General features: G+C 65.9%; 11 protein-coding genes. 7 read left to right on the forward strand and 4 right to left on the reverse strand.

Translation table 11 applies throughout. The features are described 5' to 3' along the window. Window positions 1-485 precede the first annotated feature (485 nt). On the reverse strand, window positions 486-1517 hold the full coding sequence (locus ACO6D6_RS12220; RefSeq protein WP_484785520.1) for an SH3 domain-containing protein: 1032 nt from the start codon (window positions 1515-1517) through the stop codon (window positions 486-488). A gap of 338 nt (window positions 1518-1855) precedes the next feature. Here ACO6D6_RS12220 and ACO6D6_RS12225 point away from each other — a divergent pair, with 338 nt between their 5' ends. Then, a complete protein-coding gene (locus tag ACO6D6_RS12225) occupies window positions 1856-3166 on the forward strand; it encodes a hypothetical protein (RefSeq protein ID WP_484785521.1) in 1311 nt (436 codons plus the stop codon). 253 nt (window positions 3167-3419) lie between these two features. Here the strand turns inward: ACO6D6_RS12225 and ACO6D6_RS12230 are convergent, their stop codons facing one another. Continuing rightward, complete coding sequence (locus ACO6D6_RS12230) at window positions 3420-4001, reverse strand: hypothetical protein (protein WP_484785522.1); 582 nt, start codon at window positions 3999-4001, stop codon at window positions 3420-3422. Between the two features lie 598 nt (window positions 4002-4599). On the opposite strand from ACO6D6_RS12230, the gene ACO6D6_RS12235 reads away from it, so the two are divergent. The 4 genes from ACO6D6_RS12235 (at window position 4600) to ACO6D6_RS12250 (ending at window position 7961) form a co-directional block, all read left to right on the forward strand. Beyond that, the gene (locus tag ACO6D6_RS12235; RefSeq protein WP_484785523.1) at window positions 4600-5175 is read left to right on the forward strand and encodes a type II toxin-antitoxin system PemK/MazF family toxin; all 576 of its coding nucleotides are present in this window, start codon (window positions 4600-4602) and stop codon (window positions 5173-5175) included. Window positions 5176-5281: 106 nt separating this feature from the next. Continuing rightward, complete coding sequence (locus tag ACO6D6_RS12240) at window positions 5282-6415, forward strand: methionine ABC transporter ATP-binding protein (RefSeq protein ID WP_484785524.1); 1134 nt, start codon at window positions 5282-5284, stop codon at window positions 6413-6415. Continuing rightward, the gene (locus tag ACO6D6_RS12245; RefSeq protein WP_484785525.1) at window positions 6412-7083 is read left to right on the forward strand and encodes a methionine ABC transporter permease; all 672 of its coding nucleotides are present in this window, start codon (window positions 6412-6414) and stop codon (window positions 7081-7083) included. Before ACO6D6_RS12240 ends, ACO6D6_RS12245 begins: the two co-directional genes overlap by 4 nt. A 68-nt stretch (window positions 7084-7151) precedes the next feature. Further along, window positions 7152-7961 (forward strand): MetQ/NlpA family ABC transporter substrate-binding protein, encoded by an 810-nt coding sequence (locus ACO6D6_RS12250; protein ID WP_484785526.1) that lies wholly within the window; start codon window positions 7152-7154, stop codon window positions 7959-7961. A 578-nt stretch (window positions 7962-8539) separates the two neighbouring features. Here ACO6D6_RS12250 and ACO6D6_RS12255 read toward each other — a convergent pair. Together ACO6D6_RS12255 and ACO6D6_RS12260 are read right to left on the reverse strand one after the other, a co-directional pair. Next, on the reverse strand, window positions 8540-9247 hold the full coding sequence (locus tag ACO6D6_RS12255; RefSeq protein ID WP_484785527.1) for a hypothetical protein: 708 nt from the start codon (window positions 9245-9247) through the stop codon (window positions 8540-8542). Window positions 9248-9258: 11 nt separating this feature from the next. Continuing rightward, complete coding sequence (locus tag ACO6D6_RS12260; protein ID WP_484785528.1) at window positions 9259-10467, reverse strand: M20 metallopeptidase family protein; 1209 nt, start codon at window positions 10465-10467, stop codon at window positions 9259-9261. 106 nt (window positions 10468-10573) lie between these two features. On the opposite strand from ACO6D6_RS12260, the gene ACO6D6_RS12265 reads away from it, so the two are divergent. After that, window positions 10574-11119, forward strand: a complete 546-nt coding sequence (locus ACO6D6_RS12265; protein WP_484785529.1) for a 2'-5' RNA ligase family protein — start codon at window positions 10574-10576, stop codon at window positions 11117-11119. Window positions 11120-11548: 429 nt separating this feature from the next. Next, window positions 11549-13948, forward strand: a 2400-nt coding sequence (locus ACO6D6_RS12270) for a tetratricopeptide repeat protein (protein ID WP_484785534.1), incomplete at its 3' end; no start/stop codon positions are given.

The raw sequence follows: 13948 nt of genomic DNA on the forward strand, positions 1-13948 counted from the left end.
GGTTTCGACTCGGGCCGCTCGTTCCTCGCGTCCCGGCTCAACCGGCTTCAAGAAGACGAACCCCTTCCACGCCCCTCCCCCGTGCACGAAATGCGGAAGCTGTCCTGCGTGAGCGCCGCGGACTCAGGCTGCTGGCCCCTCCTCCTGTTCACGAATCGCGGGGATTCGACGGTTCAACGTCGTCACACGACGTTGAACCGTTTTTCTTCCGCGTTTCGTGAACAGGAGGAGAGGCGTGGCCGGGAGGCGGTGCGATCCGGGCACGGCAGGAGGAGGGGGCGGGGTTTGGTCGGGAGACGGTGCGATCCGGGCACGGGGAGAAGGGTGTGCGGGAAATGGTGCGGTCCGGGCACGGGGAGAAGGGTGTGCGGGAAATGGTGCGGTCCGGGCACGGGGAGAAGGGTGTGCGGGAAATGGTGCGGTCCGAGCACAGCAGGAGGGCGGGACGCGCGGTCCCGGGTCAGTTGGGGTGTTTCGTGCCCGGCTCAGCCGCCCACCGAGATGTGGACGTGGTCGTAGTGGTTCGCCGTGGCCGAGCCTCGGTCCGACATGGAGCGCCAGCCCTCGGAGGCGCGCTGGGTGGTCCAGATCTTCTGGGCGTGGATGACCTCGATCACGCCGAGGCTCTTGGCGTTCTCCCTCAGCCACTTGGCGATCTCCCAGGCGCGGTCGCCGGAGATCATCACGTCGATGGCACGACCCTGGCCGTGATACCCGGACTCGTTGCGGTAGCCACCGTAGGACTTCACATCCGGGAAGGCCGCGCAGACCGCGTGCAGCACGGAGATCGTCTTCGAGGTCAGCCCGGATTCGATGCTCCTCGCGGAGGAGGACGAACACGAGCCGCTGGAGGAACCGCCGGAACCGGAGCCTGAACCGGAACCTGATTCGGAGGGGGCCGGGCGCTCGGGTTTCTTGTCGGTGAGCAGGTCGGACTTCACCCAGCCCGCGCGGCCCTTGTAGGAAATCTGCTGCCAGCCAGCCGAGCTGACGTTCGTCACGGTCACCGCGATGCCCGCGTCGAGCGTGGTGCGCACGTCGTAGCTGGAACCGGGACCGGTGCGGACGTTGGCCGAGGACGCGATGTACTTCTCGCCGGTCTTCTCGCCGAGCTCGGAGGGGTCAAAGGTGTTGGTCGGGGTGGCTTCCTCGGTGGGGGCGGCGGTTTCGGTTGGTGTTGCCTCTGGGGTTTCGGTGGGGGTCGGCAACGGATCCGGGGTGCTGGTCTCGGCGTCACCGGACGGGGACACGGAGGGAAGCGGGGCTCGCTCGCCACCGCGGCTCAAACCGAGGTCCGTGTTCTGGTAGCTCGGGTCGGCGATCTGATCGGAATTGCCCCGGCTCGCGACTGCGAAGGAGCCTGCTACGACCAAACCGGACAGTGCGATGGGTGCCAGCAGCTTGCCGAGGACGCGAGGTCGCTTGGCCTCCCGTCGTGGGGAAGTGACGGCGGAAGGGGTGATGTCGAGGATGTCCTGGTCGTCCTCCTCCAGGAAGGCGCGTCGTGCCTTGGCCATGGATCCCCTCATTTCTTAGAATTACCTGAGCGTCTCTCAGGATAGGTTGTGGTTGCGGATTGCACAAACCACGCTCCGGTGAACTGAGTGCCGGATGCATCATCCCACGCCCGACAGGTCGCGTCATCTCGCCTCGTCGGCTCTCTTTCTGGGAAGGGGCGGCGAACGGTAGGCTGAAACGGGCTTGGCGACGGGGTGTCGGCAGCTTTCGGGGGGTGAGCGGGCGTGGGTTCGCTGCGGAACTTCCACCCCGGGTCCGGCGTTGAAGGTGCGGGCGCCATGACACCCTGTGACCCTTCCCGGTAATCTGCACAGGACCCTCCTGAAAAGGAAACCGAATGAGTTCACCGATCTTGCGGGCGAGACGAATGGCCCTGAGCCTGCTGCTGGCGGCTCTGCTGACCCTGCTCGTCCCGGGCCTCAAGGCCTGGGCGGACCCGACCCCAACGCAGATTCAGGCCAGCGTGGCGGCTGACACCGCGGGACACGTCAAGGTGACGGGGGCCCTCCGCGACGGTTCCGGTGGCGGAGTGGGTGGCGGGCAACTGACCGCCTCCGTCGCGGGGCAGCCGCTGCAAACCGTGGTCAGCGGAGGCGATGGCGCCTTCGCCATGGAGTTCAACATTCCCGCGGACAAGCTCACCGGTCCCCAGGACCTCTTGATCACCTATCCGGGAGACGCCCAGCACGCCCCGTCGTCACAGACCTCACGGATCGAGTTCTCGGCGCAGGGAACCACCGTGGTGACCCTGGAGGTCGAACCCGCCAGCACGACCCCGGGGGACCTCGTCAGGGTGATGGGCAGCGTCAAAACGGTTTCCGGCGAGGCGGTCTCGGGTGCCCTGGTGGCCTTCACCTACGAGGGCGCTGCGCTTTCCGACTACAACCTGGTCACGGATGCCAGCGGAAATTTCGACAGCTACGTGGAGATCCCGGGAACGGCTGCCGTCGGCACCGGGAAACTGGTCGCGACCTTCGCGGGTGGCGCGAACCTGCAACCCGGGTCGGCCGAGAAGGAAATCACCGTCAGCGAGCCCATAGTCGAGAGCAGCCCCACCCCAACCGCGAGCGAGGCCACCGAGGGCGCTGCCCCGCAGGAGTCATCCCAGGCGGCCAGCACACGCCCAACCGCCACCACCTCGCAGTCCGGCGCGGCAACGCAGGGTGAGGGGCGCGGCGGATCCCTGCTTTGGTGGCTCGTGGGCGGAGGTGTGGTGCTCGTCGCGGCCGCGGCCCTGGCCGTGCTCGGTTTCATCGTCCGCTCCCGGCGCAGGGATGCGGACGAGGAAACCTCGGGGTTCATCGGCGACGGGGAACTGCTCGAGGACGATCCCGTGGGGGAGACCGGCCATGACCTGGGTCTGGGGTTGAACGACGAGACCGATGCACGTGCGGAAACCGAGTACCTGGTTCCCCAGGGCGTCACCGAGGTTGCCGCGTCCCGGGGGGAACCGGAGACGCAGGCCATGCCTCCGGCGTGGTTCCGTGAAGGGGAGGACGTGCCGCCACCTGCGCCGCGTGCTCCCGGTGAGGACTGGGACGACTTCTCCGAAGCGGAGATCACCCAGGTTCGCATGCGTGCCCAAGAGCCACCACAGGACCCGCAGCCGCGTCGCGGAGGCGATCCGCGGCCGCGTCGCGGGATCTGAGGTGCGCGGCCAGGGACCCGCTGACCCTGGCCGCTTTGCTGGAAACACCGGTTTCCTTGCCCGCGGGGTGCGCACACACGCTCCGAATTCGTCGCGTCATCCTGTCTACTCGCTGCCGCTGCGGTTCTCGTGGCGCCCCTTGAGCACGCATCCGGGGAGGCGGGCCAATGCCGGCCGTGGCGTCCCGGCGCCAGGACGTGTGAACGAGGGGCTGCCCGGTCCGGGTCCTGGTGAAGCCGTGATCGGTGCCTTCCTAGGCGAGGCTGCGGCAGCGGTCGCGGAGAGCCGCCAGGTCGCCGCCCGTGAGGGCGTCACCGAGCAGGTGCCGGTCCATGCACACTGCGGGGGAGCCCGCCTTCAACCACTGCTTGGCGGTGAAGGGGATCAGCCCGCCGCGCGGAACGACTCTTCCGATCAGCCCCAGATCCCTCAGGTGCTCCGCCATCGTGGGTCCGACGATCTCCGCGGGGCGCAGCTGCACCCCGGACACGGGCATCTCCAGTGCGGCCACCGTCTCGTTGGGTGTCATGGCGGAGGCGTAACAGGCCACCTTGAGTGTGTCCGCGGTGATCGCCAGGTCCGGGGGCAGGAAGTCGGGGAGGAGGAAGTCCGCTCCCCGCGCCACCAGTTTCGCCGGGTCGTCCACCGGGCCGTGCACCCCGATCCTGACCCGGCGGCCGTAGAGGGCCACGAGTTCTTCGAGGTCCGGTGCCCCGGCGGGCAGCGACAGGTTTGCCACTCCTTCCTGGGCCAGCACCTCGACAACTCCGATGAGGTCGTCGAGGGGAGCGTCGTCGAGCAGCGCGACGGTGCCGTTCAGGGGTGCGTCAGACATGGTGGCCATCATGCCATCGGGGCTGCGACCAGGTGCTCAAGGACCTGCGCAAGTGGAAGCTGTCGTGGGACACGATCGCGGGGCCGGGGCCATGTGCCCAGCCGGGTATCCGGGGACCTGCGGACGGGGCAGCAATCATAACTCGGGGTCAAAACCACCCGGCCGTGGTCCTGGGTGCCGGGACGGACCCCCCGGGACCGTCCCGGCAGAGGCCGGGCGGGCGACCCCGGGGGGCTGACGAAGGGTCGCCAAGCCCCTTGTTGAAGGTGAATGTCTCTTCGGGAGGGCCAAAGGGTGGGCAAGAGAGATTGCTCGCGGTTAACGTGTCGATGGGCAAAGGATTATTGGCGGTTAACACGAGGGGCGTTTCGTTTCCCTGCGGGGGTCGAGTGCTGTAACGTAGTTCTTGCCGGAGCGCAGGAGACGTAGCCTGTTCCCCCCATCTGGGCAGCGGACCGCGATGCCGGCTCCCGGCTAACCGGGACCCAAGGACGCCCGCGCCCGCCCGAACCCCCCCATCGGACGGGCGCGGGCCTCTGGTTTACCGAAACTCCACCACGCGCCGCCCCGTTGATGCAGCAGGCCCTAGGGTGTTCCCATGAGCAACTGGCTGGGTACCCTGCTGTCACGGATCCTTCGCGACCTCGTGGCCCAGTTCAGACCCGACGTGAACCGGTCACGCCGGAGCCGCAGCACGAGGAGGCGTACCACGAGAACATCCAGCAACACGGGACAGCACCCGACCGGCACTCGGCACACCGGGAGATCGGCGCGCCGCGAATACCCGGGCGATTTCAAGGGAACCCCCAGGATCACCTACTCCCCGGCCCCCGGGCAGGAGGCCGACCCGGGCGAGGTGGTCTGGACCTGGGTGCCCTACGAGGAGGACCACAGGGAGGGCAAGGACCGGCCCGTGCTGATCATCGGCCGCGACCGCGAGTGGCTGCTCGGGCTGCTGCTGACATCCAAGGACCACGACCGCGACGCCGCCCAGGAGGCTCGCAGCGGAAGGTTCTGGATGGACATCGGGACGGGGGAGTGGGATCCGCAGCGACGTCCCAGCGAGGTACGAATCAACCGGATCATCCGCATCGACCCCGACGGCGTCCGCCGGATCGGTGCCGTCCTGGACCGCGACGTCTTCGAGGCCGTCGCGGATGCCGTCCGGGGGTGAGGACGCGAACCGGGCGGCGCGGACAGCGCAGGAATTTACTTGGGGCCCTCCTGGTTGATGCAATTGTGCGGCCTCTGAAGAGCACGCCAACCATCCAGGAGGGTTCTTGATCACCGTAACCGACCTGCGCAAGGTCTATCACCAGTCCGGGCGCAAGGTGCGTGCCCTCGACGGAGTCTCCCTGACCGTCCCCAAGGGCAGCGTCCACGGCATCATCGGCCATTCCGGGGCGGGAAAATCCACCCTGGTGCGATGCCTGGCCATGCTGGACCGTCCCACCTCGGGAAGGATCAAGATCGGTGGTGTGGAACTGACCAAGGTTCACTCAACCGCGCTGCGCAACGCCCGCCGGCGCCTGGGGTTGGTCTTCCAGCACGCGAACCTGTTCGACTCCCGCACCGTGTGGCGCAACATCGCCTACCCCCTGGAGGTCCATGCCTCCAGACGGGAACGTTCACTCGAACTGCTTGAGATTTTCATCCGTTCGATCCTGGGGCCGTTTACCGAACACATCAGCCGGCCCAACTTCCGTATCGGCAGATGCCTTTTGGAATCCCAGGGGCGCCGGGACTCCATTCGGAACCGCGCCCTCGAACTGCTGGACCTCGTCGGGCTGGCGGATGCCGCGAAAGCCCATCCAGCGCAGTTGTCGGGCGGACAGCGGCAGCGGGTCGGCATCGCTCGGGCGCTCGCCACGAACCCCGCCGTGTTGCTGTGTGACGAACCCACCTCCGCCCTCGACCCCCATACCACCGACGAGATCCTCGACCTGCTCCTCGACCTGCGCTCCCAGCTGGGCCTGACCATTCTCGTGATCACCCACGAGATGCACGTGGTCAAACGCATCTGCGATTCCGTCTCGCTGCTCGAGGCGGGACGGATCGTAGAATCCGGACCGCTCACCGAGGTGATCCGCACCCTCGACGGGTCGCTGTCTCAGACGCTGCTGGGAATCCCACCCCACGACCCCAGCGTCGAGAACGGCGGCCAGCTCATCGACGTGCTCGCATCCGGCAGCACCGCCGACCGTCCCGTGGTCGCGCTCACATCGCAGCACTTCGGGGTGACGATCCCGATCGTCGCGGGCAGCGTCGAGCACCTGGCCGGGATCACCTTCAGTCATCTGAGACTCCGGGTGCCGGACGGAACCGACCCCGACGCAGTGGTGGGATACCTGCGCCAGCTCGGCGCCGATGCCAAACGCACCCCCACATCCGAGCTGAACGGAGCCGGCCGATGATCCTCCTTGAACTGAGCCTCGACGACATCCTCCGGGCTCTCGGGCCCGCGATCTACGAGACCCTCGTCATGGTCGGCATCTCCAGCCTCGCCACCGTTGTCCTGGGGCTGCCGCTCGGTGTGGTGTTGTTCGTCACCCAGCGCGGCGGGATCGTGGCGAATCCGGTGCTCTCGATCACGCTGTCCACCATCGCCAACGTCACCCGCTCCATTCCCTACGCCATCTTGATGCTGAGCCTCATTCCGTTCACCCGGTGGCTCACCGGATCATCAGTGGGACCGCTGGCGGCCTGCGTGTCGCTGACCATCGGTGCCGTGCCGTTCTTCGCCCGGCTCGTGGAATCGGCGCTGCGCGATGTCCATCCCGGCAAGGTGGATGCCGCCCACGCCATGGGATCCACCCGGATGCAGACCGTCACCAAGGTGCTGCTGCCGGAGGCCGGTCCGTCGCTGGTGGCGGCCGTCACCACCACGGTGGTCACGCTGGTCGGATACTCCGCCATGGCGGGGCTGATCGGCGGCGGTGGACTCGGGCGTCTCGCCTACAACTACGGCTATCAGCGTTTCGAGACATCCGTGCAGCTGATCACCATCGCGATCCTCGTTGGAATGGTTCAGCTGATCCAGATGTTGGGAGATGTGGTGATCCGTCGCGTCGATCACCGCTGAACAGGAACTGGCGCGGCACGAGACAACAGCGGCCAACTCGTGGTTGGCCCGGAAAGGACGCAGCCATTATGCGTAAACACCTGTCCCTGCTCGCGGCCTTGTTGGCCGCGACCCTGATGCTGACCGCCTGCGGTGGCGGCAGTTCGTCGGACAAGACCAAGGTGAGGGTCGGGGCCAGTCCCGTGCCTCACGCCAAGATCCTCGAATACGTCCGCGACAACCTCGCGGCGGAGGCCGGGATCGAGATCGAGATCAAGGAGTTCGACGACTACGTGCTTCCGAACTCGTCCCTGAGCGATGGTTCCCTGGACGCCAACTACTTCCAGCACCTGCCCTACCTGGAAGACGAGATGAGGGAAAAGAGCTACAAGTTCGCCCACGGAGAGGGAGTCCACGTCGAACCCCTTTCCGTGTTCTCCAAGAAACACACCGACCTTTCCACGGTGCCCGACGGAGCGACCGTCGCCATCAACAGCGACGTGACGAACCAGTACCGCGCTCTCAAACTGCTGGAGCAGGCCGGCCTGCTGAAGAATCTCACCAAGGAATCCACCGTCCTCAACCTGACCGCCGAGCAGAATCCCCGCGGTCTCGACTTCAAGGAGAACCAGCCCGAGATCAACGTGCAGCTGCTGGACGACCCGGGTTTTGACCTGGTCTTCGTGAACTCCAACTTCATCCTCAGCGCCAACCTGGACACCAGCAACGCGCTGCTGGTCGAGCAGGTGGAGAACAACCCCTACGCCAACATCCTCGTGTGGCGTGAGGACAACACCAACCAGGGTGTGAAGAAGCTCGACGAACTGCTGCACAGCCAGCAGGTCAAGGACTTCATCAAGCAGACCTGGCCCAAGGGCGAGGTCCTCGCCTCCAAGTAGATCTCTCCAAGGGGATCCCAGATCCCAGATCCCAGCTATCCCGAGCTGGTTGAGCCGGCCTGCTGGTTCTGCGAGTGGGTCGTGTTGAAACCATGGTGAGGGTGGCTGGGATCTGGGGGTCGGGTTTGGCTACCGGGTACCGACGTGCTGGCTCGACCAGCTTTCCCGGTTTGAAGTTGGTTGAGCCGGCCTGCGAGCGTCAGCGAGTAGGCCGTGTCGAAACCAAGTGGCCGTGGTCGGGGTTGTTTTTCGGGTGCGGGGTGGTTTCGACTCGGGTCGCTCCTTCGTCGCGCCCCGGCTCAATCAGCTTGGGGAGGGGGGCGTGCCCCGGCTCAACCAGCTTCAAGAAGACGAACCCCTTCCACACCCCCCTCTTCCCGTTCACGAAACGCGGAAGAAAAACGGTTCAACGTCGTGTGGCGACGTTGAACCGTCGAATCTCCGCGTTTCGTGAACGGGAACCACCCCGTGCGACCCTCACCCCCTCGTCGTCAACCCCTCGCCGCGAGGTCGCGGGCCGGCACGTCGTCATCGACAGCCCGGGTGCGAGCCTCCTCCCTCGTCGTCACCCTTCGCCTCTAGCGGAAACGCGGCAGGCGACCGTAGAAGATCCTCTCCGGGGTCCGGTAGGTTTCCTCCCGCCTCGCTCGATGGGCCGCGAAGTAGCGGAAGTAGCGGTTCGTGGCTGGCAGGAACACGCACACCGCGCCCAACAGGGCCAGGCCGACCGCGACCAGGGCCCACATGTCGAACAGCAGAACAGCGACCCCGGTCAGGGCCAGCGCCGCCACCGAGATGGCCCGGGCCCAGCTCCAGCCGATCCACGCCTGATAGCCGGCGACGGCGCAGGCGCCCGCGACCAGCACCAGGACGAGCGCCAGCACCCCTTCCAGGGTCAGCGACAACCACTTGCCGGGCTCGGGGGCCATCCACTGGATCAGGTGCGCTGACGACGAATAGGAGTCGGGATGCACCGCGAGCCACCAGTGTCGCGCATAGACCAGGATCACGGCGACGGCCGCCAGGCAGAACAGCACCAACCCCACCAGCACGCTCCACGGGCGGGGTGGTTCCCCCGTGCGTTTCGACAGCGGCACGTCCTGGCGCAGCACCGGCAGCGGCGGTAGCGTCGCGATCTCCTTCGGAGCGGGCGGGGCAGCGGCGACGGCTGCGGCCCCGTGGGGTTGGGGGCCGTCCGCGAGCCGGCGGGGTGCCGCGGCGCTCCGGGGGGCGGGGGCCGCCGGGGGATGCGGGACGGGTGAGGGAGGTGTCGGCTGGGTGGTCATCACCGACCAGATTACTGGGCGGAGGGCGCGAGGTGCCTGTGGGCCAGTTCGGCCAGCAGGGTGGCACCGTCGGCGATCACCGAGTCGTCGAACCGGCAGTAGGCGGAGTGGTTCGTCGGGGCCGTGGCCGGATCCAGCTCCGGCAGGCAGGCCGACAACCCGATGAAGCAGCCGGGTGCGGTCTCCAGGATGCGGGAGAAGTCCTCGGCCGCGGCCAGGGGTTCGCTCCAGCGGACGTGCCGGTGTTCGCCGAAAACCTCCCGGACCACGTCGGCGACGTGATCGGCGGCGGCTTCGTCGTTGACGGTGACGGGGTACTGCTCCACCACCTCGATCTCCACCCCGACGCCGTGGGCGCGGGCGATGCCCTCCAGCAGCTCCGGCCACAGCTGCTTCAGGCGCGTCCGGGAGGCATCGGAGAAGGTGCGCATGGTGGCGTCGAAGAAGGCGTCCTCCGGGATCACGTTCGCGGCGGTGCCGGCCTGGACCCGGCCGACGCTGACCACCACCGGATCGAAGACGCTGAACCGTCGCGTCACCATGGCGTGGGTGGCGGTGATCATCTCCGCCATCGCGGGGACCGGGTCGGCGGCCATGTGCGGGGCGGAACCGTGCCCGCCGCGCCCGATCACCCGCACCTTGATCTCGTCGGTGCTGGCCATCACCGGGCCGGGTTTGGTGGAGAAGGTGCCGAGAGGATCGAGGCCCGCCCACACGTGAATGGCCCAGGCGGCCTCGGGGCGCCGTCCCGCGACGTCGAGAAGGCCCTCGTTCAGCATGTGGAGGCAGCCGTTGACGCTCTCCTCGCCCGGCTGGAACTGGAAGATCACGTCCCCGGCCAGTTCGTCGCGGTGCGCGACGAGGGCCTTCACCGCCCCCACCAGCAGCGACATGTGCAGGTCGTGGCCGCAGGCGTGCATGTTCCCGTTCGTCGAGGCGAAGGGCTCGCCCGACAGCTCCTTCACGGGCAGCGCGTCCATGTCGCCGCGCAGCAGCACCACGGGGCGTTCACCCCCGCCCGGGGCGGTGCCGCGCAGCACCGCGACGACGCTGCTCAGCGACCTGCCCAGCGTGATCTCCAACGGCAAACCTTCGAGGGCCTTCAGGATCCTGGCCTGGGTCAGCGGCAGGTGGAGGCCCACCTCGGGGATCTGGTGGAGTTCACGGCGCAGGGCCACGAGCTCGGTGTTCAACTGGCTGCAGTATTCCCGGATGCTCACGGAGCCCAAGTCTTCCACGATCCCGCGGATCTCCGGGAGCTGCCCGTATCGCGACTCGCCTCTGTCCAATGCCACGTAAATGCTGTGAGAAACATAAGATGTCCTCATGCAAGCCGCCCGTAAGCCCTATCTGGTGCGTCGGCAATCAGCGTTGATGCTGAAATGCTCGGACACGGAACCGGTTTTGCAGACCCTGCGTGAGCGCCTGGATCCGTCGGCCGCCGACGGGGTATCGGCGCATCTCAACCTGCTGTACCCGTTCACCACCAACCTGTCGATGGACGAAGACGACGCCCTGGCCGAGGTGTTGCGCGACTTCGGGCGGTTCCACATCGATTTCACCAGCACCGCATGGTTCGGCACGGATTCGGTCTACCTCGTTCCCAACGAGGCGACGGTGCTGACGAACCTCGTCACCCGGATCCGTGAGGTCTTCCCCGAATACCCCGCCTTCGGTGCCGTTCCTGAACGGGCCGTCCCGCACGTCACCATCGGCAAACGTGCGCCCCTTTCCGAGCTGAAGGCGGCGGAGGCCGAGGTGCTCAGCAAACTACCGATCCGCCAGGTCTGCACCACCGTCGAACTGTGGAGCGGCCCACCCCCCGGAACCGGTCGCTGGCAACGGCACCGCACCTACCAGCTGGGAACCTGACCCCATCGTCCCGCACACGAATCGCGCCGCCTCGTGTGCGACCCGCCGTCTCTTCGCCCCTCCCTCTCCAGGCACGAACCGCGGGGGATCGCTGTAAACGTAGAGCACGCCGTGATAGACGTCTCTTCGCCCCTCCCGCTCCAGGCACGAATCGCGGGGATCCGACGGTCCAACGTCGTCACACGACGTTGAACCGTTTTTCTTCCGCGATTCGTGAACACGGGTGAGGGGCGTGGAAGGGTTCGTCTTCTTGAAGCTGGTTGAGCCGGACTGCGACGAAGGAGCGGCCCGTGTCGAAACCACTTCTGGCGCCCGGTAGAAGCTCCCGACCCGCGGGTGGGGCTGACCTGTCCGGGTCCGTCGGCGGTTCTGTCCGTCAGTAGGGTTTGTACAGGTTGTTCAGCGAGTTTTGGGAGAATTGTCGTGTCGATGCCGCCAACGAGCCCAGAGAACCCCACGCCGTCTCGTAGGTATTCGGTGTTTGTGAGTTATTCCCGTCGGGATGATGCCGTGGGGTGGGTGGAGCAGTTGGTGGAGGCGCTGCGCCGGGAGGCCCGGGAGGTTCTTGATGACGGGTTCGAGGTGTTCTTTGATCGTCATGACCTGAGGACTCGGGAGGAGTGGCGGACCCAGTTGGCGTGGGCGGTTCGCGAGTCCGAGGTGCTCATGGCGTGTGTGTCCACACCCTATTTCGAGAGCGATTTCTGTTTGTGGGAGTTCCAGGAGTACGAGGTCAAACCGACGGGCCCGGGCACCGGGGAAGGGTTGGTGTCGGTGCTGCTGGAGGACACATCCGAACAGGACCAGCCCGATCAGGAACATCGGGCCTGGCATGCCCGGGTGACGAAGATGCAGGGTCAAGACCTGAAGGATGTGTTCACCCGTGATGCCGCCCCAACCCTGGAGGGCGCGGAGGACCGGATCCGGGACCTGGGCGATGACCTGTATCAGCAGAGACAGAACCGTCGCCGTTGGGAAGGTGGCGTCGGGAATCTGGCGCGCGGCACGTCCCGGTTTGTGGGTCGCCATCAAGAACTCTCCCGTCTCGGTGCGGTGTTGGCGTCGTCGTCGACCATCGGTGTGGTCACTGCGGTGCGGGGTTTGGGTGGTATCGGTAAAACCGAGTTGGTTCGGCATTACGGAAACCAGCATCGGGGCCACTACGCGGGAGGTATCTGGCAGATCCCCGCGGAAGGGGCACGGGAGATGCTGCCCCTGCTGGCCCGACTCGCCCCAGACCTACCAGGTCTCCTGCTTCCCGAGGAGGCCCAGGGTAATCCTGAACTCACGGGCAGGCATGTGTTGATGGAGTTGCGGCGCCAAGCCGCCGGTGGTCATGTGTTGCTGATCCTCGACAACGTGTCCGAACCGGCTCTGTTGACCGATCCCCAGGTGGGTGTGTTGCCGCAGGACAGTGATATGCATGTGGCGGTCACCACCCGCCTCGGCACGGAGGATTTCGCCGGCTCCAGTCGTTTGAAACAGATCCACCTCCAAGGGTTGAGCATCAGGGAATCCGTTTCCTTGTTGCAGGCCTTCCAACCCAGCAGTAGCGGGGGTCATCGTGCCGATTTTCGGAGCGAGGATGACCGGGCAGCCGCCGAGGAGTTGGCGGAACTGCTCGACGGCTTCACCCTGGCGGTCGAGCAGGCCGGGGTGTATCTGTCCACCCACCCGGAGGTCACGGTCCGCGACTACCTGGATCATCTGCGGTCCCAGAACCTGACCGCCAGCGACACCATGCTGAAAGACAGGGAGAAAACCCAGATTGAGCATCGTGAGAAGTTGTTGTCGGTGATCCTCGATCAGTCGCTCACCGACCTGGAACACACCCTCCCCGGCTCCTTGCAGGTCCTTCGACTGGCTGCCGCCATGCCACCCGACACCATCCCCTGGCCCTGGCTGGAGGAACTGACCAAACGGACCAATCCGGAGGTGTTTGAGTCGACACCACAGTTCCTGAAGGGCCGCTGGACCCGGATCCGCCGCACCCTGGAAGGCCGCGACCTGATCACCGAAGGACGCCACCCCGGAGCAACAGGCCGCATGCACCGCCTCGTCGTAGACCACCTCAAAACCCACAACCCACCAGAAACCGATCTCGTGGACGATTTCATCATCCAAAGAGCTGATGAGCTCGGCAGCGATTTCACGAAAGCACCAGAATTGTGGGAGGTCGATTCCATCACCGACGCCCTACCCGACATCCTGACCCGCAAACCGGAACTCCTCAAAAAGGTTCCGGATTTCATTCGGCATGTTGCTTTGAGGTATGTGACTGATACCCGCATCACCGCCATGCTGCACAACCTGACCGCCCACCTAGCAGGCACCAGCACCCAAACCAGTTTCCTCGCTCATTCGCTGCTGGGAGATGTCCTCCGAAACACCGACCCTGCGCAAGCCCGAGAGAGCTACCAGAGGTCCCTCGCCATCACCCGCCACTTGGTCGAGATCTGGCCCGAGGATCTCCAGGCTCGTCGGGACCTCACGGTTGCTTTGATCAATGTTGCGGGAATGCTGGAAACCAGTGATCCTCGGCGGGCTTTGGGGCTGTATGAGGAGTCTCTTGATATCAGTCGGGAGCTGGCTGGGCGGTTGTTGGGTGATTTGCAGGCTCGTCGGGACCTCACGGTTGCTTTGATCAATGTTGCGGGAATGCTGAAGCATAGTGATCCTCGGCGGGCTTTGGAGTTGTATGAGGAGTCTCTTGATATCAGTCGGGAGCTGGCTGGGCGGTTGTCGGGTGATTTGCAGGCTCGTCGGGACCTCACGGTTGCTTTGGACAATGTTGCGGGAATGCTGGAAACCAGTGATCCTCGGCGGGCT

Source organism: Arachnia sp. (assembly GCF_057238465.1).

Excerpts from the sequence above, each read along its gene's own strand:
- ACO6D6_RS12265 (WP_484785529.1), top strand. The coding sequence starts at position 10,574 with ATGCAAGCCGCCCGTAAGCCCTATCTGGTGCGTCGGCAATCAGCGTTG.
- ACO6D6_RS12245 (WP_484785525.1), top strand. The coding sequence starts at position 6,412 with ATGATCCTCCTTGAACTGAGCCTCGACGACATCCTCCGGGCTCTCGGG.
- ACO6D6_RS12255 (WP_484785527.1), bottom strand. The coding sequence starts at position 9,247 with ATGACCACCCAGCCGACACCTCCCTCACCCGTCCCGCATCCCCCGGCG.
- ACO6D6_RS12250 (WP_484785526.1), top strand. The coding sequence starts at position 7,152 with ATGCGTAAACACCTGTCCCTGCTCGCGGCCTTGTTGGCCGCGACCCTG.
- ACO6D6_RS12230 (WP_484785522.1), bottom strand. The coding sequence starts at position 4,001 with ATGTCTGACGCACCCCTGAACGGCACCGTCGCGCTGCTCGACGACGCT.
- ACO6D6_RS12235 (WP_484785523.1), top strand. The coding sequence starts at position 4,600 with ATGAGCAACTGGCTGGGTACCCTGCTGTCACGGATCCTTCGCGACCTC.
- ACO6D6_RS12225 (WP_484785521.1), top strand. The coding sequence starts at position 1,856 with ATGAGTTCACCGATCTTGCGGGCGAGACGAATGGCCCTGAGCCTGCTG.
- ACO6D6_RS12220 (WP_484785520.1), bottom strand. The coding sequence starts at position 1,517 with ATGGCCAAGGCACGACGCGCCTTCCTGGAGGAGGACGACCAGGACATC.